Annotated in this window: 15 protein-coding genes, 2 tRNA genes and 2 pseudogenes (1 of these 19 cut by a window edge); 13 read left to right on the top strand and 6 right to left on the bottom strand. The window is 75.2% G+C overall.

From position 1 onward, the window contains the following. Together OG550_RS20695 and OG550_RS20690 are read right to left on the bottom strand one after the other, a co-directional pair. Nucleotides 1-596, bottom strand: a pseudogene (locus OG550_RS20695) (PP2C family protein-serine/threonine phosphatase); its annotated part reaches 760 nt to the left of the window's first position; the annotation flags it as partial. Nucleotides 597-807: 211 nt separating this feature from the next. Next, nucleotides 808-2,118 (bottom strand): NAD(P)/FAD-dependent oxidoreductase, encoded by a 1,311-nt coding sequence (locus OG550_RS20690; protein WP_442906038.1) that lies wholly within the window; start codon nucleotides 2,116-2,118, stop codon nucleotides 808-810. 618 nt (nucleotides 2,119-2,736) lie between these two features. Between OG550_RS20690 and OG550_RS20685 the strand changes: the two genes are divergently transcribed. Further along, nucleotides 2,737-3,777 carry a TetR/AcrR family transcriptional regulator gene (locus OG550_RS20685; RefSeq protein WP_327679684.1) on the top strand — a complete coding sequence of 347 codons (1,041 nt, stop codon included), beginning with the start codon at nucleotides 2,737-2,739 and terminating at the stop codon, nucleotides 3,775-3,777. Nucleotides 3,778-4,352: 575 nt separating this feature from the next. Next, a complete protein-coding gene (locus tag OG550_RS20680) occupies nucleotides 4,353-6,521 on the top strand; it encodes a sigma-70 family RNA polymerase sigma factor (RefSeq protein WP_327679683.1) in 2,169 nt (722 codons plus the stop codon). Between the two features lie 149 nt (nucleotides 6,522-6,670). On the opposite strand, the gene OG550_RS20675 is transcribed toward OG550_RS20680, so the two are convergent. The 3 genes from OG550_RS20675 to OG550_RS20665 form a co-directional block, all read right to left on the bottom strand. Next, on the bottom strand, nucleotides 6,671-7,375 hold the full coding sequence (locus OG550_RS20675; protein ID WP_327679681.1) for a DsbA family oxidoreductase: 705 nt from the start codon (nucleotides 7,373-7,375) through the stop codon (nucleotides 6,671-6,673). Nucleotides 7,376-7,473: 98 nt separating this feature from the next. Next, nucleotides 7,474-7,995, bottom strand: a complete 522-nt coding sequence (locus OG550_RS20670) for a universal stress protein (RefSeq protein WP_327679679.1) — start codon at nucleotides 7,993-7,995, stop codon at nucleotides 7,474-7,476. 675 nt (nucleotides 7,996-8,670) lie between these two features. Beyond that, nucleotides 8,671-11,076, bottom strand: a complete 2,406-nt coding sequence (locus OG550_RS20665; RefSeq protein ID WP_442906037.1) for an asparagine synthase-related protein — start codon at nucleotides 11,074-11,076, stop codon at nucleotides 8,671-8,673. Between the two features lie 898 nt (nucleotides 11,077-11,974). Between OG550_RS20665 and OG550_RS20660 the strand changes: the two genes are divergently transcribed. The 8 genes from OG550_RS20660 (at nucleotide 11,975) to OG550_RS20625 (ending at nucleotide 20,892) form a co-directional block, all read left to right on the top strand. Next, a complete protein-coding gene (locus OG550_RS20660; RefSeq protein ID WP_327679674.1) occupies nucleotides 11,975-13,405 on the top strand; it encodes an MFS transporter in 1,431 nt (476 codons plus the stop codon). 306 nt (nucleotides 13,406-13,711) lie between these two features. Beyond that, nucleotides 13,712-13,773 (top strand) — tRNA-Ser (locus tag OG550_RS20655). 428 nt (nucleotides 13,774-14,201) lie between these two features. Next, entirely contained in the window at nucleotides 14,202-15,788 is a 1,587-nt protein-coding gene (locus OG550_RS20650; protein WP_327679672.1) for a TROVE domain-containing protein, read from the top strand. 83 nt (nucleotides 15,789-15,871) lie between these two features. Then, nucleotides 15,872-17,107 (top strand): L-2-hydroxyglutarate oxidase, encoded by a 1,236-nt coding sequence (gene lhgO / locus OG550_RS20645; RefSeq protein ID WP_327679670.1) that lies wholly within the window; start codon nucleotides 15,872-15,874, stop codon nucleotides 17,105-17,107. 134 nt (nucleotides 17,108-17,241) lie between these two features. Further along, complete coding sequence (gene trmB, locus OG550_RS20640; protein ID WP_327679668.1) at nucleotides 17,242-18,072, top strand: tRNA (guanosine(46)-N7)-methyltransferase TrmB; 831 nt, start codon at nucleotides 17,242-17,244, stop codon at nucleotides 18,070-18,072. A gap of 193 nt (nucleotides 18,073-18,265) precedes the next feature. Beyond that, entirely contained in the window at nucleotides 18,266-19,810 is a 1,545-nt protein-coding gene (locus OG550_RS20635) for a PrsW family intramembrane metalloprotease (RefSeq protein WP_327679666.1), read from the top strand. A 50-nt stretch (nucleotides 19,811-19,860) separates the two neighbouring features. Next, nucleotides 19,861-19,934 (top strand) — tRNA-Met (locus tag OG550_RS20630). Nucleotides 19,935-20,130: 196 nt separating this feature from the next. After that, nucleotides 20,131-20,892 (top strand): hypothetical protein, encoded by a 762-nt coding sequence (locus OG550_RS20625; RefSeq protein WP_327679665.1) that lies wholly within the window; start codon nucleotides 20,131-20,133, stop codon nucleotides 20,890-20,892. A gap of 282 nt (nucleotides 20,893-21,174) precedes the next feature. Here OG550_RS20625 and OG550_RS20620 read toward each other — a convergent pair whose 3' ends face one another. After that, nucleotides 21,175-21,549 carry a hypothetical protein gene (locus OG550_RS20620; RefSeq protein WP_327679663.1) on the bottom strand — a complete coding sequence of 125 codons (375 nt, stop codon included), beginning with the start codon at nucleotides 21,547-21,549 and terminating at the stop codon, nucleotides 21,175-21,177. Here OG550_RS20620 and OG550_RS20615 point away from each other — a divergent pair. From OG550_RS20615 to OG550_RS20605, 3 genes and pseudogenes are all read left to right on the top strand, one after another. Continuing rightward, nucleotides 21,544-21,786 (top strand): annotated as a pseudogene (locus OG550_RS20615) (XRE family transcriptional regulator); the annotation flags it as partial. The gene OG550_RS20620 and the pseudogene OG550_RS20615 sit on opposite strands and share 6 nt — an antisense overlap. 3 nt (nucleotides 21,787-21,789) lie before the next feature. After that, the gene (locus tag OG550_RS20610) at nucleotides 21,790-22,260 is read left to right on the top strand and encodes an NUDIX domain-containing protein (RefSeq protein WP_327679661.1); all 471 of its coding nucleotides are present in this window, start codon (nucleotides 21,790-21,792) and stop codon (nucleotides 22,258-22,260) included. 196 nt (nucleotides 22,261-22,456) lie between these two features. After that, the gene (locus OG550_RS20605) at nucleotides 22,457-23,608 is read left to right on the top strand and encodes a hypothetical protein (protein WP_327679659.1); all 1,152 of its coding nucleotides are present in this window, start codon (nucleotides 22,457-22,459) and stop codon (nucleotides 23,606-23,608) included. Nucleotides 23,609-23,847: the final 239 nt, after the last annotated feature.

Raw genomic sequence — 23,847 nt, 5'->3', positions numbered from 1 at the left:
TCGCGGAGGCGGGCGGCGGCGAGGACCTGGTCGGTGACCTCGGCGGCGAAGATCAGGACGCCCGTGGTCCGGTCGTCGACGGGCTCGCCCGGTTCGCCGTGGCCGGCGTCGCGGCTGAGCGGGACGCAGGACACGTTGTAGTAGCGGTTCCCGGTGAGGCCGAGGATGCAGCGGGCCTTGACGCTGCGCGGGCTGCCTCCGCGGATGACCTGGTCCATCAGGGGCAGGACCCCGAGGGTGCCGAGTTCGGGCAGCGCGTCGCAGGCGGGCAGGCCGGTGGGCCGTTCGCCGAAGAGTTCGCGGTAGGCGCGGTTGGCGTAGCCGAGCTGGTGGAGCGGGCCGTAAGTGACGGCCACCGGGGCGGGGATGCGGTTGAGGACCTCCCGGAGGTCCTGCGGCCGGTGCGGGTCGAGCACGCCGGTCGGGTCGAGTGCGTCCAGGAGGTCGGACCGGCAGGCGGGGCTCGTGGGGTCTCGGGGGCTGGGCACCACGACGCCGTCGCCGGACGGCGCGCCCTGGTCGGTGCCGGCCCCGGCTGACGGGGCGGCACGCCACGGGACTCCGGTGAGCCGGGCGCTCCAGCGCATGAGGTTCAAACGACGGCCGCTTCCTCGGGTTCCAGGCATATCATCACTTTTTGTGCGCACATCGGCACACGGGGTAATGACTCGGTCGGGCAGATCCTGTCAGGCGGAGGCCCGATTCCGGAAGTCGCCCGCGCCAGGAGCGGACCTCGGGTCGGTGACGGTGGGACGCACCGGGGGCCGTGACGTGTCCGCGGACCCCGGCGGGGACTCGTACCGCGCCTCACGTGGGCCGGTCGTCGGCGAGCTCCGGCTGCTCCGGCTGCTCGGGCTTTCCGAGGGAGACCACCTCGCGGGAGAAGAGGCCGGCCAGGGCCCAGTCCATGAGCACCCGCACCCGCCGGTCCCCGCTCGGCAGGCGCCGCAGGTGGCGGGCCCGGTGCAGCCACCAGGCGCGCCGGCCGGTGAGCCGCCTGCCGCCCTTGGTGTGCGCGACGGCCCGCCCGAGGCCGAGAGAGGTGGAACAGGCCGGAACACCCGCCCGGTACGCGACGATGCCCGCACCGTGCGGGCCCCCGTCCAAGGAGGCGAGCACGTTGGCGGCCAGCAGCTCGGCCTGCGCGAAGGCGTGCTGGGCGTTCGGGGCGCACGGCGCGCCGTCGGCGTTCGGATCGGGCACGGCGGCGCTGTCCCCCGCCGCCCACGCCCCCGGCAGCGCGCGGCCGTCCGGGGCGAGCACCTGGAGGGTGGGGAGACAGCGGACCCGGCCCGTGGTGTCCAGCGGCAGGTCGGTGTCGCGCAGCAGCGGGGACGGACGGACGCCTGCCGTCCAGACCAGGGTGCGGGCGGCGAACCGGCTGCCGTCCGACAGCGCCATGACCCGCCCGGCCGCGGACTCCAGGGTGGTGCGCAGCCGGACGTCCACGCTGCGCTCGCGCAACTGGGCGAGGGTGTGGTCCGCGAGTTCGGGCGACTCCTCGGCGAGGATCCGGTCGGTGGCCTCGACCAGTACCCAGCGCAGGTCCTCGGGGCTGATGTTGTGGTGGCCGCGGATCGCGTACCGGGCCATGTCCTCCAGTTCGGCGAGCGCGCCCACGCCCGCGTACCCGGCACCGACGAAGACGAACGTGAGCGCGGCCTGGCGGAGGGCCGGGTCGCGGGTGGCGGAGGCGAGGTCGAGCTGTTCCAGGACGTGGTTGCGCAGGCCGACGGCCTCGCCGACGGTGGAGAAGCCCCGGCCGTGCTCGGCGAGCCCGGGGACGGGGGCGGTGCGGGAGACCGAGCCCGGGGCGAGCACGAGGACGTCGTAGTCGAGTTCCACCGGTGCGGGCGGTTCGCCCTTGGCCGCGGCGTCGGCCCAGGCCCGGCGGGTCGCGTGTTCGATCCGGGTGACCCGGGCGGTGAGCACCCGGCAGTCGGGCAGCTCGCGGCGGAGCGGGACGACCACGTGCCGGGGGTCGATCGATCCGGCCGCCACCTCGGCGAGCAGCGGGTGGTACGTGAGGTAGGCCTGCGGCTCGACCACGGTGACCTCGACCTCGCCCCGGCGCAGCCGCTCGCGCAGGCCGCGCTGGAGGTGGAGCGCGGTCGACATGCCCGCGCACCCGCCGCCGACGATCAGGATCCTGATGGCGCACCTCCTGTCGATGGGGCCCGCAGCCCGCCTTCGACCGGGCATGCCCCCATCACGCCCACCAATAAAGGACCGCCGGAGCGCTCTTGTCCACCGCTCGTGCTGTGACGGATGGGGCCCGTGGGGGCGGGTGGGGACGGATGTGCTGCCGGGGTGAGTTTCTGACGCACTTTCGGCCTCGAACTGCCGTGAACTATGGTCGGATTGTGTGGCGGCGCGGCCACCGCCATGTCAACTGGTGGCGACGCACCGTGGATCGGTCATTACGGCCAGTTCTAGTGTTGGCGTGAGAACCCGACTGTAGGACCGTGATCCGGGGAAGGGTAGTTCCCGGACAGGGCCCCGGACGGGCGCCGACACGCCGGACCGATCGCACCAAACGGCCCGGCGGCACCCGCCGGAACGGGTCCGGGTGGTCCTGCGCGTGGCCGCACCCGCGGCCGGGCGTCACCCGGACGGCACCAGCGGCACTAGCGATGGGGCATCGGTCATTTCTTTCATGCGGAGCTGCACCGGGGGGTGCAGGGGCGGGCGACGACAGGGTCCGGGATCGGGCGCCTGCGGGGGAGAGTTGGGATGATGGAGCAGGAGCGACTGTTGGGGCGAGCGGGTGCGGCGCACCCCGGCCAAGGCGTGGTGCCGGAGCAACGCGGTCCCGCCGAACCGCCCTCGCAACCCGGGGCGGCGCACCAGGCGGCCCCGTACCGGGGTGAACCGGTGCCGGCCGGCGGGGCACTGCCGGGCGCGCGGCTGCGGGTGGACGCCCGGCGGAATCTGGAGAGCGTGCTGCGCGCGGCGCGCGAGGTGTTCGGCGAGTTCGGTTACGGCGCGCCGATGGAGGAGGTCGCGCGCCGCGCCGGGGTCGGCGTCGGCACGGTGTACCGGCGCTTCCCCAGCAAGGAGGTGCTGGTCCAGCGGATCGCGGCCGAGGAGGTCGCCTGGCTGACGGCCCAGGCGCGCGAGTCGCTGTACGGCGGCGGGGGCGCGTGGGAGGCGCTGGCCGGGTACCTGGCACGGGCGGTGTCCACCGGGGCCGGCCGGCTGCTGCCGCCGGAGGCGTTCCGGTACGCGGAGGAGCTGGGCCGGGTGCCCGAGCAGCGCACGCCCGAGGCGGTGGGACTGGGTGCCGCGTTCGGCTCCGCCCGGTACGAGCCGTTCCCCGGCGGGCAGGCGGGCGGGGCGTACGTCGGCGGGGCCCACGGGAGCGGTGCGTACAGCGCCGGGGCCTACCCCGGCGGTGGCTACTCCGGCGGGTCGCAGTCGGTCGAGGGCGAGCCCGGCGCGATGGTCGCCGACGCCGATCCGCGGCTGCTGCTGCAGCTGCTGGCGGCGCTGGTGGCGCGCGCGGGTGCGGCCGGCGAGCTGCGGCCCGGGGTGACCGTCGCGGACGTGGTGCTGGTGCTGACCGCGTCGGTGCCGGTGCACGCCGTGCGCAGCGGACCCGCTGTGCCGGTGGGCGGCCCGGCGTCCGGCGCGGCCGCGGGGCCGGTGGGCTCCGGGACCGGCCAGCTCGGGGACGCGGCCCAGGCGTCGAGTGGTCGGCAGACGGACGGTCAACCCGCCGAGGGTCCGGCCGACCGGTTGCTGCAGATCCTGCTGGACGGCCTCCGGGCGCGCTGAACGCCCGTCCGGGCCGGACTCCTCCGTCCGGGCCGGTCAGGGAGGTTGGGGATCGGGGCGGCGCGCGGGGCAGGCCGCGCGCCGGGTAAGCCCCCCGTCACCCCGGGCGCCCGGAGCGGGGCGAACACATCCGCGACGGCCCCACGGAAGAGTGGGTCGCGGCCGGTCCGGCTACCGCCCAACTCTGCGCTATGCCATCCTTTGCCCGTGGTTGGAGCCAATGTCCCGATGCGCGCCGTTCGCGCGCACCCGGCGCCGTGCAACGGGGAATCGTGCGCCCACGCACTCCCGCACGCCCTGCCACACTACGGGGGCTGTCGTGGAATCTGGGGTCCGTTGTGAGCGCCGAGGAACAGAACGACTACGGCTACGGCCTCGACTTCGGCCGGTCCGCCGCGGGCGGGTCCGACCTGGGTCCTGACGGTCCGGCCGTGGGGTCCGGCGTGCCCGGCGCCGGAACGGAGCCCGGCGGGTCGGGGCAGATGTCCTCGGGCCCGATGTACCCGGGGCAGATGTCCCCGGGGCAGGTGCCTTCGGGACAGGTTCCGTCCGGACAGGTGCCGGACCAGGCCGGGATGCCCAGCCGCGAAACGCTCTCCGCCTCCGCCGCCGCCCTCCCGCAGGGCCGCGTGCCCGGACAGGCCCCGGCCGGCCTCGGCGGCGTCACCCCCGAGGCCTTCGTCTGCACGGGCGCCCCGGCGCGGCCCACCGTGCCCGCGCCCGCCGATCCGGTGGACGGCGAACGCCCGGCCTCCGACGCCGAGTTGACGGCCCTGGTGCGGGCCGGGGACGACACCGCGTACGAGGAGATCTACCGCCGGCACGTCGACTCGGTGCGCCGCTACGCGCGGACCTGCTGCCGCGACAGCTTCACCGCCGAGGACCTGGCCGGCGAGGTGTTCGCCCGCACGCTGCAGGCGCTGAGAGCCGGCAAGGGACCGGAGTTCGCCGTCCGCGCCTACCTGCTGACCGCCGTACGGAACGTCGCCGCGGCCTGGACCCGCAGCGAGCGGCGCGAGCAACTCGTCGACGACTTCAGCGTGTTCGCGCAGAGCTCGGCGGCCGTCGTCGACCTCGACCTGGCCGACCCCGGCGCCGACGCCTGGGCGATGGCGCTGGCCGACCAGCGCATGGTGATGCAGGCCTACGCCGAACTCCCCGAGGACGACCGGGTGGTGCTCTGGCACACCGAGGTCGAGCGGGAGTCGCCCAAGACCGTCGCGGTGATGCTCGGGAAGACCGCCAACGCCACCGCCGTCCAGGCCCACCGGGCCCGCGACAGGCTGGCCGCCGCCTTCCTGCAGGCCCACGTCTCCGGCAGCCAGGAACGGGACTGCGAGGCCTACGCCAACCGGCTGGGCGCGTACGCGCGCGGCTCGCTGCGCAAGCGGGCCTCGGCGGAGGTCGGCCGGCACCTCAAGGAGTGCGACCGCTGCACGGCCGCGTGCCTGGAACTGTCCGAGATCAACCACGGTCTGCGGGCGCTGCTGCCCGGCGGCGTGCTGGTCTGGGTGGGCGTGGGCGGGTTCAGCGCCGCCGCGGCCGCCGTGGGCGGCGCCGCGGTGGTCGGCGGTGCGGCCGCCGGAACCGCGGCCGCCACGGCGGGCGGGGCTGCTGGAGGTGCTGCGAGCGGTGCTGCGAGCGGCGCGGCGGGTACCGCAGCGGGTACGACCGGCGCCGCCGGTACCGGGGCGGCGGGCGGGGCGGGTGCCTCCGGCGGAGGAGGCGCCGGCGTCGGCGCGGTCGGCGAGGGCCTCGGCACCGCCGCCAAGGCCGGGATCGCCGCAGCCGTCGCGGTGGCGGCGGCCGCCGTCGCCGCCTACGCGCTCACCGGCTCGCCCGAACCGAAGCCCCCGGCGGCCGCCCCCGCCGCCTCCTCCCCCGCCGTGCCCGCGCCACCCGCCGCCCCGGCCCCCGTACCGGAGCCGGAACCAGATCCTCAGCCGGAGCCGGCCAGCCCGGCACCGGCAGCGGTCGCGGAGCCCGCGCCGAGCCCCTCCGCGCCCCCGCCCCCCGCACCCAGCCCGACCCCGAAGGTCCTGCCCCCGCAGGCGCCGCCGAGCAAGGCCCCCGTCACCACCCCGGCGGCCTCGCCGAGCCCCACCCCTCCCCCGAAGCCCACGCCGACTCCCGTCCCCACGCCTCCCGAGGTGCCGGTGCCGGAGATCCCGACGCCGAGCGTGCCGCCCCTGCCCACGCCCGAGGTGCCGGCGGTCCCGACGCCGACACGGCCGCCGCAGCCCACGCCGACCGTGACGCCGACCCTGCCGACCCGGCCTCCGCTGCCCGAACCGACCGACTTCTGGGCCGACGACCTGCCGGTGGTCAAGCCCGGCAACAACCGGGTGCCGCCGCCCCAGCCGAGCATCCGGCAGAAGGACAGCGACTGGTTCTGGCAGCGGGACGCCGTCAGCATCGACGGCGCCGTCCACCCGCACGGCATCACCATGCACGCGCCGTCCACCACGGTGATCGACCTCAACCGGAGCTGCACGTCCTTCGACGCGGTGGCCGGGATGGACGACCTCACCGTCTCGATCGGGGGCGTGGTCTTCTCGGTGCAGGGCGGCGACGGCCGCCCGCTGTGGAGTTCTCCCGCGCTGCGGGCGGGCGACCCGGCGGTGCCGGTGCACGTGCCGCTGACCGGGCAGAAGTCGATCCGGCTGGTGGTGACGCCGGCGAACGGCGTCTGGTCGGCCCTGAACATGGCGGACTGGGCCGAGGCCCGCTTCAGGTGCGTCTGAAGCGGGCCTCGGGTGGGGTGACGGTCGGCTGTTGCCGGTGTCCGGTGATCCGGGAGTCCGGGAGTCCGGCTGTGTCCGGGCCATCGGGCGTGTGTCCGGGTGTGTCCCGTGCTTGGTCGGCCCGGGACCTGCCCGGGTGACGGTCGGCGTCAGATGGCGCAGGAGCCGTCCGCGCAGGCCTCACCGGCCGGGACGACCGGCACCGGCGCGGGGCGGCGCTCGCCGATCTCGGAAGCGACCTGCTCCAGCACCTGGCGGAAGGTCTCGGCCTCCTGGCCGCCCTGGACCGCCCACTTGCCCTCGAAGACGAAGGTCGGCACGGCGCTGATGCCCAGCTCGCGGGCCTCGGCCAGCTGCGCGCGGACCTCGGCGACGCCCTCGTCCCCCGCCAGGTAGGCGGCCACCCGGTCGCGCTCCAGGCCCGCCCCGACGGCGACCTCGGTGAGCGCGGCGCGGTCGCCGACGTCCACGCCGTCGGTGAAGTGCGCCTTCAGCAGCGCCTCCTTCAGCCGGCCCTGCACGGCCGCGCCGTACTCGGTCTCGGCGAGGTGCAGCAGGCGGTGGCCGAGGAAGGTGTTGGCGTGCAGCGCGGCGTCGAAGTCGTACGTGATGCCCTCCGACCGGCCGAGCTCCGCGACCCGGGCGTCCATCGCCACGGACTGCGGGCCGTAGCGCTCGGCCAGCCAGTCGCGGTGCGGGCTCGCCGTAGCCGGCGCGTCCGGCACCAGCTGGTACGGCCGGTAGACCACCTCGACGTTCTCCTTGCCCGCGAAGCCGTCGAGCGCCTGCTCGAAGCGGCGCTTGCCGATGTAGCACCAGGGGCAGGCGATGTCGGAGTAGATCTCGACCTTCATGACGGGGGCTCCAAGGGTGGGGAGGGGATGCGGTCCGAGATAGGTGAACGGTGAACCATCTCGGGACATTCCCGGCAGGCCGACAGGTGACCCGCGGCTCAGTGCTCGGGCGGAGCCGGGACCACCAGGACCGGGCAGGCCGCGTGGTGGACCAGGGCTCCACTCACCGAACCCAGCAGCAGCCGGGTGAAACCGCCGTTGCCCCGGGTGCCGGCCACCACCGTGTGCTGGCGCGCGGAAGCGGCCAACAGGACCTCGATCACGTTGCCGAGCACCACGTGGAGCGAGAACTCCCCCTCGTACGGGCGGGAACGGGCCTCCTGCACGGCGGCCACCGCACGGCGGAGGCCGTCCGCCATCGACTCGACCAGGGTCTCCACGCTCTCCTGGACCAGCTCGGCCATTCCCGGCGGGTAGCCGGTCGGCGCCGGGTTGACGACGGCGAGCACGTACAGCGGCAGGCCGAACACCTCGGCCTCCGTCATCGCCCGGTCCAGCGCCCAGAGCGAGCCGTCCGAACCGTCGCACGCCGCCAGCACCCCCGGCGGGCGGCCCGTCGGCGGGCGGCCGAGCACCGACAGCACGACGGGGACGGACGGGTCCGGACTGGCGCTGGTCACCAGGGCCTCCGTGGGGGAAGGGGACGGGACGCCCCGCCATGATTGCCCGCCCCGCCCGGCCGCACGGGAGAGCCGCGCCGGAGAGCCGCGCCGAGCGAGGGGCAGCGGGGGCGGGGCGGCGGGATCAGGCCATGACCGCACTTGGTGCCGCTCCGAGGGGGCGGCGAGCACAGGAAGTCGGACCAGCCGACTTTCTGCTCCGCCGCTGGACCGATGGCGAGGAAGGAATATGTAGACCGGTCCACAGATCTTTTGCGGGTAGACCGGTCTACATATTCCAGTGGGTGGGAGACCCGGGGGGACCGGGGATGGCTGGGAGAGCTGGGCAAGCGGGGAGGGGCGGGGCGGGCAGAGAGCGGGGAAGGGCGGCGCCTGGGGTGCGCGAGAGGGGGCGTAGGGCGGCGGGGGTGTGGCGGTATTCCCGGGCGGCGCCTGTGGGGCACGGGAATGGGCGGCCCCGAGATGAGGGCCCAAGGCGATCCAGCGCAGGAAGTCGGACCCGCCGACTTTCTGCTCCGGCTGCGGGCTCGGCCGGGGCGGACTATGTAGACCGGTCGGTAGATTCCTAGATGTAGACCGGTCTACATATTCCAGACGGGCAGGAAAGGGATCCGGCCTCTCAGGGAGGGAGGCGGAGGCCAGGAGCAGCGAGGCAGGACAGGGGCAGGGGCGGGGTCAGGCGAAGCGGGGTGGGGTGAGGGCGGTGTGCTCGACGAGGGGGAGGCCGGTCCAGCAGGCGCCGTGCCGGCGGGCGCGGACGCGGCGGAGCCAGAGTTCGGTGGCGACCAGGTCGGCGAGGCCGGCCAGGGCGGCGGGCGGGAGGGGAACGGCCGGGTCGGCGGAACGGGCGAGGTCGGCGCGGACCGCCGGGAGGTCGATCAGACCGGCCTCGGCGAGCAGGGGCGTGTCGAAGAGTTCGGCCAGCCCGTCGGCGGCGAGCCGCAGGCCCGCGCGGGTGGCGGCGGTGCGGTCCGGCCGCGGGCCGCGCCCCCAGCCGGGCGGGAGGTCCGTACGGCCGGCGCCGGCCAGGACGGCCTGCAGCAGCGCGGGCCGTGCGCCGGGCTGGAGCCTGACGTCGGCGGGGAGGAGCCGGGCGGCGCGCACCACCTGGTTGTCGAGGAAGGGTGCGTGCAGCCGTTGGCCGGGTTGCTCAGTGGCGTGGAGAAGCGTGCGGAACCCGCGCGCGTGTCGATGGAGGGCGTGACGGGCACGGTGCGCGCCCGGGTGTTCCCCGGGCGCCGGTTCGCGCGCCGCCAGCCGGAGCCGCAGCGCGACGGCGGAGAGCGCCTCGTCCGAGAGCCAGCGGGCGGCCGGTCCGGGAACCACCCAGGCGAGGTCCCCGGCCGAGCGGGCGCCCGCCGTCCCGCCTCCGTCGGTGACGCGACGGAGGGTCAGTTTCACGGCGACGTCGTCGAGCGCGTCCGCGAACCGGATCCGGGAGAGCCGGTGGGCGGCCCGGATCACGGTGAGCGGCGTCCGCAGGGCTCCGGTGAGCACGCCCGCGGCCGCCCGGTCGGCACCCGCCAGGGCCGCCACCGGGGGGAACAGTTCGCGTGAGCGGCCGGCCCGGACCAGGTCCGCCAGCCGGGCCGGGTGCCCGTCCAGGACCTGCCGGGCGCCGTAGCCGGTGAGGTGGTCCGCGCCGCCGACGTCGAAGCGGGCCTCCGCGCTCGCCGCGGCGACCAGTTCCGGGCCGGGTTCGTCGGTGAGCGGGCCGGAGGTCGGGTCGGACCGCAGGTCGGCGTACGGGAGGGTGTCCGGGCCCGGGGCGAGCACGGTGTGGCGCAGCCGCGGGACGCCGCGGGCGAGCACCAGCGCGGCCGGACCACCGCCCCCACCCGGACTGTGCCCACCGGTACCGGCGGGACCACCGGCACCGGTGGTCCCGGCGGGCACGGTCCCGGTGAAAACGCCCTCATCGGTACCGGACGCTCCGAGACCCGGCTCGCCGAAACCGGACGCCCCGAAGCCGGACTCCCCGAAGGTGACGGCGGCGAGTTGTTCGACGGCGGGCTGCGGTCGCGCGGCCGGGCGGGCCCAGGAGCCCTTCACCGCCCCGGTCCGGAGACCGGCCCCCGCCGCCTCCGGGCCGACCGCCCCGCCCGCCCGCCCGCCGGCCCGCCCGGTGGCCGCGCCGGGCGGGGTCTCCGCCGCCGGACCGGCTTCGGCGGCCGGCGGACCGGCCTGGCGGGGCACCGCCGCCGGACCCGCGGCGGGCGGCACGGCGGCGGCGATCAGCGCGACGGTGGCGGAGGCCGTCCCGTACGACAGGTCGACGCCCAGCCGGGAACGGGCGGCGGCCCCGGCGGGTGCCCCCGCGGTCCCGGCCGGACTGGTGCGGACCCGGGACCGGACCGACTCCAGCAGCGCCCGGGTGAGCTCCCGGACGGCGGCCGCCTCCCCGGGCGGCCGCGCCCCGTCGGCCCCCGGCTCGTCGTAGGAGGTGACGTACGGGCGCCCCGCGCGCACGGCCAGCGCGTGGCCGGGCGGGACGCGCTGCACACCCAGGTACGGGGTGCCGGTGCCGAGCGCCTCCGGCGACTCGGGGCAGGCGAGCCGGGCGGCGAGGTGGCCGGTGTCGAGGGGCGCGCCGACCAGGTCGGCGAGCGGGAGGGCGGCGGTGGCGTAGGCGGTGCCGCCGGCCCAGGGGGTGTGGAAGACCGGCTGGGCGCCGGCCAGGTCGGTCAGCAGGACGGTGGAGCGGATGCCGCTGCGCAGCACCGCGGTGTAGCTGCCGGGCCAGGCGGTGAGGTGGCGGACGGCACCGCCTCGGGCGGCTGCCAGGCCCGCGGCGAGTTCGGCGTCGGAGGCTCCGCAGTGGCCGACGACGGCGAGGCGGACGGTGGCGGGGGTGTCCGCGTCCCGGTCGGGGGCGGCCCGGCCCGTGGTGACGACGGCGGGGGCGCCCGGGCGGAGGGTGACCAGGCGGATCTCGTCGGGACGCCAGTCGCCGACCGCCCAGAGCGGATCGGGGCCGGTCCACAGGGGGCGCGCGGCGATCGGGGTCACCGGGCCGGGGGGCTCGTGCGCCGGAGTGCCGGGTCGGGGTACGCCCGTGCACCAGCCCGTCAGCCACCGCATCGCGCCTCCACCGGACGAGGATCTGCACCGCGCGGCACGTCCGCCACCGGGCAGTCCCCCTCGCCGACCCGTGGCGCGCCGCGGCGGGCGCCCACCGCGGACCGGCGCGCCGTCAGAAGACATGGTGCCACTGCCGGGCCGTCCGGTGACCGGAGTTGTCGTTTCCGCTGCGGAGGCACGGCGCCGGATTCAGGAAGCGGGCCGGGGAGGGTGCCCGGGAGCGGGGCCCGGGTGCACCGCCGGGCGCACGGGAAACGGCAGCGAACGGCGACGAACGGCCGCGGGCGGCAGCGGACGGCGACACACGGCCGCGGATGGCAACGGACGGCACGGGCGACGCACCCGCACCACCGCCGGCGGCGGACACCGCCGGTAATCGAACGCCCGGGCGACCCGTTCCATCGGGGCGACCCGGGCCTCCCCCTCCGTGGCCCGGACCGCCCCTGGATTCGCCTTGTCATGGCCATCGCGGAATGGCCGAAAGGCGTCGCTCAGCCCGGGAGGGCATCCGCATGCCCTCCCGGACTTCGCCGCCGCCCGCGGGGATGTAGGCGGCGGCATCCCCCGGCCCGCCGGGTCCTCGACGGCGGGCCGACCCACGACCACCAGCGAATCGCCGACCAGCCGGTCGGGCCAGGGGGCACGGCCGGGCGCACATCGACACGGGACCGGAGCACGACGCTCCGGCGCGCCGTCGGAACGCTCCCGCCCGGCCGGATCCGGGTGGTCCGGACCAACTCGCCGGACCGCCCACCGGACACCGCCGGGTGCGCGATCCCGCCATCCGGAATGCGGCCTCTTAACCGTCGGAACGCGTCCGACTACTCTAGGTACAGCAGCCACGGCCCGGTGCCGCCCGGGCCCCGCGCACAAGGCCGCAGGAGGTGCCGCCGCCACCATGACCGTCAGCCCACGAGGACCGAACGAACGGCTCGGCACGCTCCTGACTCTCGCCCAGATCAGCAATGCCGGGCTGGCCCGTCGGGTCAACGACCTGGGCGCCCAGCGCGGGTTGACGCTCCGGTACGACAAAACCTCGGTGGCCCGCTGGGTCAGCAAGGGCATGGTGCCCCAGGGACCGGTGCCGCACCTGATCGCCACCGCGATCGGCGGCAAGCTCGGACGGCCGGTACCGCTGGAGGAGATCGGCCTCGGCGACACCGATCCGGCGCCCGAACTCGGCCTGGCCTTCCCGCGCGAGGTGTCCGAAGCGGTCCGCTCCGCGACCGACCTCTGGCGGGTCGACCTCGACCTGCGCCGCGGCCCCGGCGGCGGCCGCTGGAGCGACAGCCTGGCCGGCACCTTCTCCGTCGCGGCGTACGCGACTCCCGTCTCCCGCTGGCTGATCACCCCGGCCGACGGTTCGGTGGCGCGCGAGGTGCCGCCGCGCTCGATCGTCGAGTCGGGCTCGTACCGGGTCGGCCACTCGGACGCGGCCAAGCTCCGCGAGGCCGCCCAGGAGGCCCGCCGCTGGGACTCCAAGTACGGTGGCGGGGACTGGCGTTCGTCGATGGTGCCGGAGTGCCTGCGGGTCGAGGCGGCGCCGCTGCTGCTGGCGTCCTACAGCGACGCGGTCGGCCGGGCGCTGTTCGGCGCGACGGCCGAACTCACCAGGCTGGCAGGGTGGATGGCGTTCGACACCGGACAGCACGAGGCCGCCCAGCGCTACTACATCCAGGCCCTGCGGCTCGCCCGGGCCGCCGCCGACGTGCCGCTCGGCGGCTACGTGCTGGCCTCGATGAGCCTGCAGGCCTGTTACCGGGGCTTCGCCGAGGAGGCCGTGGACCTCGCCCAGGCCGCGCTGGAGCGCAACCGGGGCCTGGCCACCGCCCGCACCATGAGCTTCTTCCACCTGGTCGAGGCACGGGCCCAGGCCAGGGCGCGCAACGCGGCGGCGTGCGCGACAGCGCTCGGCGCAGCCGAGAGCGCACTCGAACGGGCCCGCGCCGGGGATCCCGATCCGGCGTGGATCGACTTCTACGCCTACGACCGGCTCGCGGCCGACGCCGCCGAGTGCTTCCGCGACCTCGGAGTGCCCTCCAAGGTCCGCCAGTTCACCAGGGAGGCACTGGCCCGGCCCACCGAGGGGTTCGTCCGCTCGCACGGCCTGCGACTGGTGGTGTCCGCGATGGCGGAGGCGGAGGCGGGCAACCTGGACGCGGCGGTCGCGGCCGGGGAACGCGCGGTCGAGGTGGCCGGACGGATCTCCTCGCAGCGCAGCCGCGAGTACGTGGTGGAGATGCTGCGCCGGCTGGAGCCGTTCCAGGGCGAGCGCCGGGTCCGGGAGCTCACCGAACGGGCCCGCTCGGTGATCGTCGCCCCCGCGTGACCGGAGCCCGCCCGGTCAGGCACCGAGGGGGCGGACACCGAACGGGCAGGCACCGGACAAGCGGGCCCCGGATAAGCAGGCCCCTGCCGAGCGGGCCCCGGACGAGCGGACAGCAGGCGGACAGGTACCGGACCGATACCGGGCGGGCGGACACCCGGCAGACCGGCACTCGGCGAGCCGGCACCGGACAGACCGGCGAGAAGGCGGGCCTGGTCACGCACGGGCGGAAAAGCCGCCGAACAGCCGGGCGATAAGTCGGGTGCGCCGCCCCGAGGCGGCTTGCTATCGTCCTTCTCGTCCAGGTGCGCAGGCAGAGGTTACTTCCACTCTTAATGGGCAGGTCGCGGGTTCGAATCCCGCCGCCGGCATTTCTTCGGGCCGGTGTAGCTCAGTCTGGCTAGAGCAGCTACGTCACCTCAGCCGCCTTTGATCTCTGGACACCCAATTCGTGAATAGGTTTTCCGCACCTCCCGGTGCGACGGCAGCGGTTACTTCCTGGTAAGGCGCCGAAAGGCGCTGCGGTTCGAATCCGCGCGACACCGCCGCCACCTTCGATCTCGGGAGGCACAGCGCCGGGGTGCCCGGTGCGCAGGCGGGGGTTACTTCGGATCTTGGTGTTCCGGGTTCGAGTCCCGGGCGGTCCGTGCGCGAGCGCGGCCGCTAGCTCAACCGGGTAGAGCACAAGCCTCATACCTCCGCCGACGTCGGCCGCCGGGTCGGCACGATCTCGGGCACCCCTTTTATCCGCCATGCCTCCCGCGCACTTCCACTCGGTCATCAGCAGGGGGGTTCCACCATGTCGCGTTTCAACGTCCGCCGGGCCAAGCCGGGCCCGACCTCGCCCGTGTCCACCACCGGGCAGCGGACGGCCAACCACAACGGCGGCACCGGGCACCTCCGCGACGCGAAGTCCGAGCTCTTCCTGCTGGCCGTCGCCAACACGGTCGGCCAGGACACCTTCTACGAGCGCGGCGGGCAGCGCGACGACCGCTACACCGCACTCGTCCGCGAACTCGCCGTGAGCGACCCGGAGTGGACCCTCGGCCTGCTCCGCTGGCTCCGGTACGCCGCGCAGCTGCGCACCGCCGCCCTGGTCGGCGCCGCCGAGTTCACCCGGGCCCGCCTGGACGCCGGCGCGGCCGGCCACTCCCGGCAGGCCGTGGACGCGGTGCTGCGCCGTGCCGACGAGCCCGGCGAGCTGCTCGCCTACTGGACGGCGCGGTACGGCCGCGCACTGCCGAAGCCGCTCAAGCGCGGCGTCGCGGACGCCGTCCGCCGGCTCTACGACGGCCGTGCGCTGCTGAAGTACGACACCGCGTCCAAGGGGTACCGCTTCGCCGACGTGCTGGAGCTGACCCACCCCGCACCGAACCCCGAGAAGCCTTGGCAGGGCGCGCTGTTCGGCTACGCGCTGGACCGCCGGCACCGGCCCGACGAGGCCGTCCCGCCCGTCTCCGACGCACTGCTCACCGCCAACCGCGAGCTGCTGGCGCTCCCCGTCGAGCAGCGGCGCGCCGTGGTGACCGCCGCCGGCGGCGCCGAGCGGCTGGCCGCGGCCGGGATGACCTGGGAGGCGCTGGCCGGCTGGCTGCAGGGGCCGATGGACGCGGCCGTCTGGGAGGCGGTCATCCCGTCGATGGGCCCGATGGCGCTGGTGCGGAACCTGCGCAACTTCGACCAGGCCGGGGTCTCGGACGCGGTCGCGGCCGGGGTCGCGCGGCGGATCGCCGACCCGGGCGAGGTGCGCCGTTCCCGGCAGTTCCCGTTCCGCTACCTGGCCGCGTACCGGCACGCGCCGTCGCTGCGCTGGGGGCACGCGCTGGAGACCGCGCTCTCCCACTCGCTCGGCAACGTGCCGGCCCTGCCCGGCCGGACGCTGATCCTGGTCGACCGGTCCGGCTCGATGTTCGACCGGCCGAGCGAGCGGACCCAGCTCAACCGGGCCGACTCGGCGGCGATCTTCGGCACGGCGCTGAAGGTCCGGGCCGCCGACGCCGACCTGGTCGAGTTCGGCTCGACCAGCCGGGTCGTCGAGGTGAAGCGGGGTGAAGCGGTGCTGCGCGTGCTGGAGCGCTTCGGCGACCTGGGCGGCACCGAGACCGGCGGGGCCGTCCGCGCCCACTACCGGAACCACGACCGGGTGGTGATCGTCACCGACGAGCAGACCGGGCCGGGCCGGTGGGGCGGCGACCCCCTGGCGGCCGTTCCGGCCCACGTACCCGTCTACACCTGGAACCTGGCCGGGTACGCCCCGGGCCAGGCGCCGTCCGGCCCGAACCGGCACACCTTCGGCGGGCTGAGCGACGCGGCCTTCCGGCTCGTCCCGCTGCTGGAGGCCGGGCGGGACGCGGGCTGGCCGTGGGAGGAGCGCGACCGCCGCTGACGCCCCCTCGACCCGCCCCCGCCGCCGTGGCAGCATCGCGGACAGGCGGGGGCCGGTCGGGCGGACGAGACGAGGAGCGAGCGGTGGCGTACGACGTCGACGTGCTGGTGGTGGGGGGCGGGATCGTCGGGCTCTCGACGGCGTACGCGCTGACCGGGGCCCGGCCCGGGCTCCGGCTCACCGTGCTGGAGAAGGAGGCCGTTCTCGCCGCGCACCAGACCGGCCGCAACAGCGGGGTCATCCACAGCGGCGTCTACTACCGGCCCGGCTCGCTCAAGGCCCGGTACGCGGTGGCCGGCGCCGCCGAGATGGTGGAGTTCTGCCGCGCCCAGGGCGTCCCGTACGAGGTCACCGGGAAGCTGATCGTCGCGACCCGGCCGGACGAGCTGGACCGGCTGCGGGTGCTGGCCGAGCGCGGCCGCGCCAACGGCATCCCGGTCACCGAGCTGGACCGCCGGGGCATCGCCGAGCACGAGCCGCAGGTCACCGGAGTCGCCGGACTGCACATCGGCACCACCGGCATCTGCGACTACCCCGGCGTGGCCGCCGCGTACGCCCGGCTGGCCCGCGAGGCCGGTGCGGAGATCCGGACCGGCGCCGAGCTGCGGGCGGTCGCCCGGCGGCCGGACGGCGTGACCGTCCAGACCTCCGCCGGCGAGCTGCGCTGCCAGGTGCTGGTGAACTGCGCGGGCCTGCAGAGCGACCGGATCGCCCGGCTGGCCGGCGACGACCCCGGGGTGCGGATCGTGCCGTTCCGCGGCGAGTACTACGAACTCGTCAAGGAGCGGAGGGAGTTGGTGCGCGGGCTGGTCTACCCCGTGCCCGACCCGGCCTTCCCGTTCCTCGGAGTCCACCTGACCCGGGGGATCCACGGCGACGTGCACGTCGGCCCGAACGCGGTGCCGGCGCTGGCCCGCGAGGGCTACGACTGGCGCACCGTCCGGCCGCGCGACCTCGCCGGCACCCTCGCCTTCCCCGGCACCTGGCAGATCGCCCGCCGGCACTGGCGGTACGAGGTGGGCGAGCTGCGCCGCTCGCTCTCCAAGCGGGCGTTCACCACCGCCGTCCGGCGGCTGCTGCCGGCCGTCACCCCGGCGGACCTGGTCCGCGCCACCGCAGGCGTCCGGGCCCAGGCGGTGGCCCGGGACGGCGCACTGCTGGACGACTTCGCGTTCGCCGGTTTCGACCCGGACGACCCGCGCTCCACCCGCCGCCTGGTGCACGTGCTGAACGCCCCCTCCCCGGCGGCGACCGCCTCGCTCCCGATCGGCCGGGAGGTGGCCCGGCGGGCGCTGGCCGCGCTGGAGGCGGGCGGGTGAGCAAACAGGCGGGTGAGCGGGCGGGCGGGTGAGCCCCGCCGCCGACCGCCGACCGCCACCCGGAGCGGGCCGGACGTGGGGACCGTCACAGGCCCTGCGGCCCGCACCGGACGGCCCCGTAGACTCGGTTGATTGTGACTGCCACCGCCCCGATCCCCCAGCCATCGCCCTCCGCCCGGCTCTCCGCCGCGCCCGCGGCGTACCCGGCGCCGATGTACCCGCACAAGGCCACCGAGGCCCAGCACAGCGAGCGGCGCATCCGCAGCTTCCAGCCGCGACGGGGCCGGATGACCAACGCCCAGGCGGGTGCGCTGGACCGGGGCTGGGAGCAGTACGGCATAGCGATCGACGGCACCCCCCTCGACCTCGTCGAGCTGTTCGACGGCCTGCCGGTCACGCTGGAGATCGGCTTCGGCATGGGCGAGACCACCGCCGCGATGGCCGCCGCCGACCCGGCGACGGGCATCCTGGCCGCCGACGTCCACACCCCCGGCCACGGCAACCTGCTCGGGATGCTGGAGCGCGACGGCAGCAAGAACGTCCGGCCGGCCGCCGGCGACGCGGTGATCCTGCTGCGCGACATGCTCCCCGACGCCTCGCTCGCCGGCCTGCGGATCTACTTCGCCGACCCGTGGCCCAAGCCGAAGCACCACAAGCGCCGGCTGGTCCAGCCGTCCTTCCTGGAGCTGGTGCTGCCCCGGCTGGCGCCCGGCGCGCTGGTGCACTGCGCCACCGACTGGGAGCCGTACGCCGAGCAGATGCTCGCCGTGCTGTCCGCCTCCCCGGAGCTGGAGAACCTCCACCCCGAGGGTGACGGCACCGGCTGGCTGGAGCCGTCGGACCACCCGGACGGCTCCGTCCCCGGGTACGCGCCGCGGCCCGACTGGCGCCCGGTCACCAAGTTCGAACGGGCCGGTCTGGCCAAGGGCCACGTGGTGCACGACCTGCTGTTCCGCCGCCGCTGAGCCCCCGCTGAGGCCCCGCCGGGCGCTCGGTCCGGCGGCCGAACGGCGGCCGTGACGTCGAACCGGGCGTCGAACCGGGCGTCGGACCCGGCATCGGACCGGGCTCCCGGCGGGACGGGCCCGGGACGCGCGCGGACGGGGGATTCGTCCCGACTCCTCCCGGCGCCCGGCGGCGTGCCCTACCCTGTGCCGGGTGAGCAGCCCGTCCGGCGGCGGGCACCACACCACCGTGCGGGCCGCCGACGACCGAAAGGTGCCCACGCGCACCGCCGGCACCCGGACCATCCCGGGGCCCCCGGGGCGCCGGGCCCGCCTGCTCCTGCCCTGGCCGACCAGGACCGCGGCGGCCCGGGCCGAGCCCCCGCCCCTCCTGCCCGCCGGTACGCCGCCCGGTCCGCCGCCCGGTCCGCCGCCCGAGGCGTCGCCCGGCACGCCGGACGCGGCGTCGGGCTCCCTCCCGGCCGAGGGCCCCGGACGCCCCGCCGAGGCCCCCGGAGCCGCGCCCGCCCCCGGACCGGACCGCCCGGCCCTCCCGACCCGCACCGTCCGGGCGCTCCGCGCGACGGCGCTCTCCTCCGTCACCACGACCGCCGTACTGTCCCTGGCCGGCTGCGGGGTGCTGATCCTCCACCTGGTCCGCCGCCAGACCGGGACCACCGGGCTGCTGGTGGGCCTCGGACTGGCACTGGTCCCGCTGCCGTTCGTGCTCGGCGGCCTCGCCTGGCTCAACCAGACGGCCCGGGTGCCCCTGCGGCACACCGCCTTCTGCCTCGGCTGGGGGGCCTGCGCCGCCACCACGGTCGCGATCCTCGCCAACGGCTGGACCAGCGGCTACCTCTCCGCCCACCAGGGCAGCCTCGGCGAGGCGCTCGGCGCCGACCTGGTCACCCCGGTGATCGAGGAGGGCGCCAAGGGCGCCGCCCTGCTCGTCCTGCTGCTCCCGATCGGCGGGCGGCTCCGATGTCCCGGCCGGGGTGCCGACCGCCCCTGCGCCACCGTGCTGCGCAGGCTCCCCGGCCCCCGCCGGCCGCGCGGGTACGACCGCCGCCCCGCCCTGGCGCACGCGCGCGGCCGGCTCCGGCTCCGCCCCTACCTGCGCCCCCTGCCCTACCTGCGCCCCGCGCCGCCGACCGGTGACCACCGGCGGGCCCGGCACCGGCCGCGCACGCTGGCCGCCGGGGTGGTCCTGGGCGGGATCACCGCCTGCGGCTTCGCCTTCACCGAGAACGCCCTCTACCTGGGCCGGGCCTTCACCGACGACCAGCAGCAGCGGCTGGACAGCATCGGGCTGGGCGAGGCGCCCAGCCTGCGGGACTTCGACGGCACGGTACAGACCTTCGTGCTGCGCGGCCTGCTCTCCCCGTTCGCCCATCCGCTGTTCACCGCGCTGACCGGGCTGGGACTGGCCGTCACGCTCACCACGGGACGGCGCCTGCTGGCCCGGCTGGCGGCGCCGGGCGGGCTGGTGCTGTCGATCGCGCTGCACGGCACCTGGAACGCCGCCGCCGACCTGGGCACCCACGGGTTCCTGCTGGTGTACGCGGTGCTGATGGTGCCGTGCTTCGCGGCCCTGATCTGCTTCGCCGCCTGGGCCCGGGCGCGGACCGCCCGGCACGCCCTGCACCGGGGCCGGGGGTCGCCCCCGCACCGGCCGTGGGGTCACCTCGGCGACCGGCTCGGGGGGCGCCTCGGAGGGCGGGGCGGGGGCCCGCTGGGGAGCCGGGCCGGGGGCCGTTGAGGAACCGATTTCCCATGGGGGCGACTTCCCCGTATGGTTGTGTTTACCGACGCGGGGTGGAGCAGCTCGGTAGCTCGCTGGGCTCATAACCCAGAGGTCGCAGGTTCAAATCCTGTCCCCGCTACTCAGTAGCCGAAGGCCCGGAGGATTCGTCCTCCGGGCCTTCGCCGTTTCCGCCCCGGCCTCGACGACGGCACGGTCCTGCCACGAAGCTGTAACAGCCCCCATAGCCAAGATCTCCTAAAAAGGCCGTAAAGCATACTGAGGTGCAAAGTCACTCGTTCGGACGCGGACCATCGCGCCGAGTTAGGAACGCACTCATGCTGTCGAAGCGCCTTGCCGGTACCGCCGCGGTCTGTCTGCTCCTGGCGGGCGGCGCCACCGCCTGCGGAGACACCGTGGACAAGGCCGGGGCGACCCCGAAGCTGGACACCGAGAAGCTCAGCGCCCAGGAGATCGAGAAGGCGGCCAAGGACGCCCTGGCGTCCGCCACCTCCGTGAAGATCACCGGCGACATCGCCATGGACGAGGGCAAGATGACCATCGACCTGGCCCTCGACACCAAGAGCCAGTGCACCGGCTCCATGAGCATGCCCGGGATGGGCAAGTTCGAGATCATCAGCGACGGCAAGCAGTCCTACATCAAGCCGGACAAGCAGTTCTGGACCGCCATCGGCGGCAAGGAGGGCGAGAAGGCCGCCGAGCTGTTCAAGGGCCGCTACCTGTCGGGCCTCCAGGACTCCGACATGAAGGACCTCACCGAGGTCTGCAACCTCAAGGAGTTCAGCTCCAAGATCGTCGCGGACGACTCCGGCAAGAGCGACGTCACCAAGGGCGAGGCCGCCACCATCAACGGCCAGAAGGCCTTCAGCCTCAAGGTGAAGGACCGCAAGGGCGAGGAGTCGACGATCCACGTCGCCACCACGGGCAAGTCCTACCCGCTGCGGGTCGAGAAGAAGAGCGGCACCGAGGGCGGCCAGGTGGACTTCACCGACTACGACAAGCCGCTCACCATCCAGGCCCCGCCGGCCGACAACGTGATCGACTTCGCCAAGCTGCAGGACCAGCTCAAGTCCGCCTGAGAAATAATCCGTTGCCCTCCTCCGGTCGGGCTGCCTATCGTGGCGGCACACTGAAAGGAGGTGATCCTGAGTTGAGTAACTACGCAACTGCGCACGTGAGCGCGTTCGACTCGCTCGGGCGCGCCTCCGTCGAGGTTACGGCCTAGCCGTAGCCCGACGGACGGGAACGCGCAGAAGTTGTCGGCCCCCCGGGAGCCCCTCAAGTCGAGGCCCCGGGGGTTCGGCATGTCTGGGCCCGGCCGCCCCGCGGGAAACGTGGTGACGGCCGGACCGGTCTCGGGGTCAGGCTCGGACGGGAACCGGGTTCATCGGGCTGTCCAGCCACACCGTGTGGCCGTCCGGGGTCACGGTGAGCCCGAACCGGTCGAAGCCGGGGCGGCCGTGGTCGTCCCACCAGCGCCAGGCGGCCTCCACCTCGTCCCACAGGTTCCGGGGGCCGGACTGGTACACCTCGTACTCCGTGCGGTCCCGCTCGTAGTCGGCGGAGGCCCACGACCGGGTGTCCCGGCTGTAGAGCCACAGCGTGTACGCGCCGTTGTCGTAGCGCTCCGCCCGCCAGAACGTCCCGGGCACGGCCGCCCCGATGACGAACAGCTCGAACCACCCGCCTGTGTCCGGAGGGGCCAGGGCGGTGGTGCTTCTCGCGGCCAGATGCACTACCGCCCGCTCATCGGCACTCCCGGCATCGAGATCCGCACCCATGGGACCACGCTCTACAACAGCCTGTACCGGGCAGACGATGAGCTTCTCGTGAATGCCCACGTCTGGGGTGTGAACGCCTTCGGTGCTCCGGTCTGGCATCTCCGCCGGACGGGTGCGGGCACGATGTTCGACACCTACGCTTCGAGCTTCGATGCGGTGTGGAGCACATCACAACCAGTGGAGGAGAGCTGAGACATGGCGCGGACCGAGTACTACGACGACCCCAACGCGCCCAAGCCGAACCGGCTGGTGGTCGCGGCTTCCGCCGTTGTCACGGACGAGGCCGGGCGCATCCTGCTCCAGCGACGTACCGACAACGGGCTGTATGCCCTGCCTGGCGGAGCGATGGATCTTGGCGAGTCACTTCCGGACACTGCGGTGCGAGAGGTTCGAGAGGAGACCGGGTTCGATGTGGAGATCACGGGACTGGTCGGTACCTACACAGACCCTCGGCATGTCATCGCCTATTCGGATGGCGAGGTTCGGCAACAGTTCAACGTCTGCTTCACGGCCCGAATCACGGGCGGCGAACTGCGCATCTCCGACGAGTCCACAGACCTTCGGTTCGTCGCGCCTGAAGGCATCGGTGATCTACCGATGCACCACACACAGCGCCTTCGACTCCGACACTTTCTAGACGGCAGGACCACGCCGCACCTCGGCTGATGGAAGCTTCTGGGGCCACGTCACGACCGTACGATCCGCCGTGACCCGGAACGCAGTGCTCAGTCACCTCCCCCCGGAAGCCTGACCGGGCGTCGGACGCGGCTTCCGGGGCGTTTCCCGGGCTGCTCCCGGGGCATCCCCCGCTAGAGTCGGCGCGCACTCCGGAGCGGAGCGGCACGGGCACGGGGGGTGGGCGATGGCGGGGACGACGCGACGGACCGGCGGTGCGGCGGCCATGCGGACGGCGCAGCGGACGGCTGCCGGGGCACTGCTGGGCACGGGGGTGCTCGGGCTGGTGCTGTTCTCACTGGGGCGCGAACGGCCCTGGCAGGCGCTGGGCGGCGGACTGGTGGTGGCCTGCGCGGCGACCGTGGTCGGCGGCGCGCTGGGCTTCCTCTTCGGGGTGCCCCGGGTGCGCACCGGCGCCGGCGGCGCCGAACCACACGGCTCGTACGCACCGAACACCAACCTGGAGCAGGTCTCCGACTGGCTGACCAAGGTGCTGCTCGGTGTCGGACTGACCCAGCTCGGCTCGCTCGGCGAGCGGCTGCACCAGTTGGGGACGGCGCTCGCACCCGCACTGGGCGGCGGCGCCGACGCGGTGCCGTTCTCGGCGGCACTGGTCCTCTACTTCCTGCTGCTGGGCTTCCTGGCCGGGTGGCTGCTGACCCGGCTGGCGCTGCCCCGGGTGCTCTCCGGCGCGGACCAGGCGATCGACCTCTTCCTGGCCGGACAGGACCGGGACCGCAAGGGCGACCGGGTCGGTGCGGACGACCTGCGGATGCGGGCGATGCAGCAGCTGGGCCTGGTCGGCACCAGCACGGAGCGGCCGGGCGACCTGCCCGGGTCGGTGCTGCCGGCGGGTCCGGCGGCCGGGCCGGAGAACGTGGTCGCCGAGGTCCGGTCGACGGCGCGGCGTTCGGCGCTGACGGCGGACCGGGTGCGGGAGCTGTTCGCGGACGGCTCGGAGGGCCGGCGGATCCAGGCACTGGCGCTGATGCAGGGCGATCCGGCGCTGGCCGACCTGGCGAGCGTGCTGGAGGCGATCGAGCGCCCGCGCTCCGGCTTCGAGCAGTACCACGCGCTGCTGGCGGCCCGCGGGCTGCTCTCCCGGCTGCCGGCCGAGGAGGTCCGGCTGCTGCGCGATGCGGTGGCGGGCCGGCTGATGGCACCGGACGGCATCCCGTACGGGTCGGACCGGAGCTGGCTGGCGGAGAAGATACTGTCCCGCCTGGACGCGCCGGTCTTCCTCCCGCAGCAGGCCGGCCCGTCGGCGGGCGAGGCCCAGCCGACGGGGAGCCGGCCGGCCGCAGCGCAGCCGTCGGGGGCGGAGTCCGAGGCACCGTAGGCCCTCCTCCGCCGGACGGCGAAGCGGGACTCCGGCCGGGACCGGCCGGTCGTCGGCCCGATCGGGGCGGGCGCCGACGCGCCGGGCGCCCGTCCTCGGCGGAGTCCCCGGCCCGCGGGTGGGCGACCGCCCGGATGCCACCGATGACGCCCACGGCACGGGTCCGGTCGAGGAGGCGGGCGACGAGCCGCCGACCGCTGCCGACATCCGGACCGACTCGGCCGGGCCGGTGACCGGCC

This window comes from Kitasatospora sp. NBC_00458 (genome assembly GCF_036013975.1).
Lineage (GTDB): Bacteria > Actinomycetota > Actinomycetes > Streptomycetales > Streptomycetaceae > Kitasatospora.
This window is presented reverse-complemented; position numbering and strand designations above follow the sequence as displayed.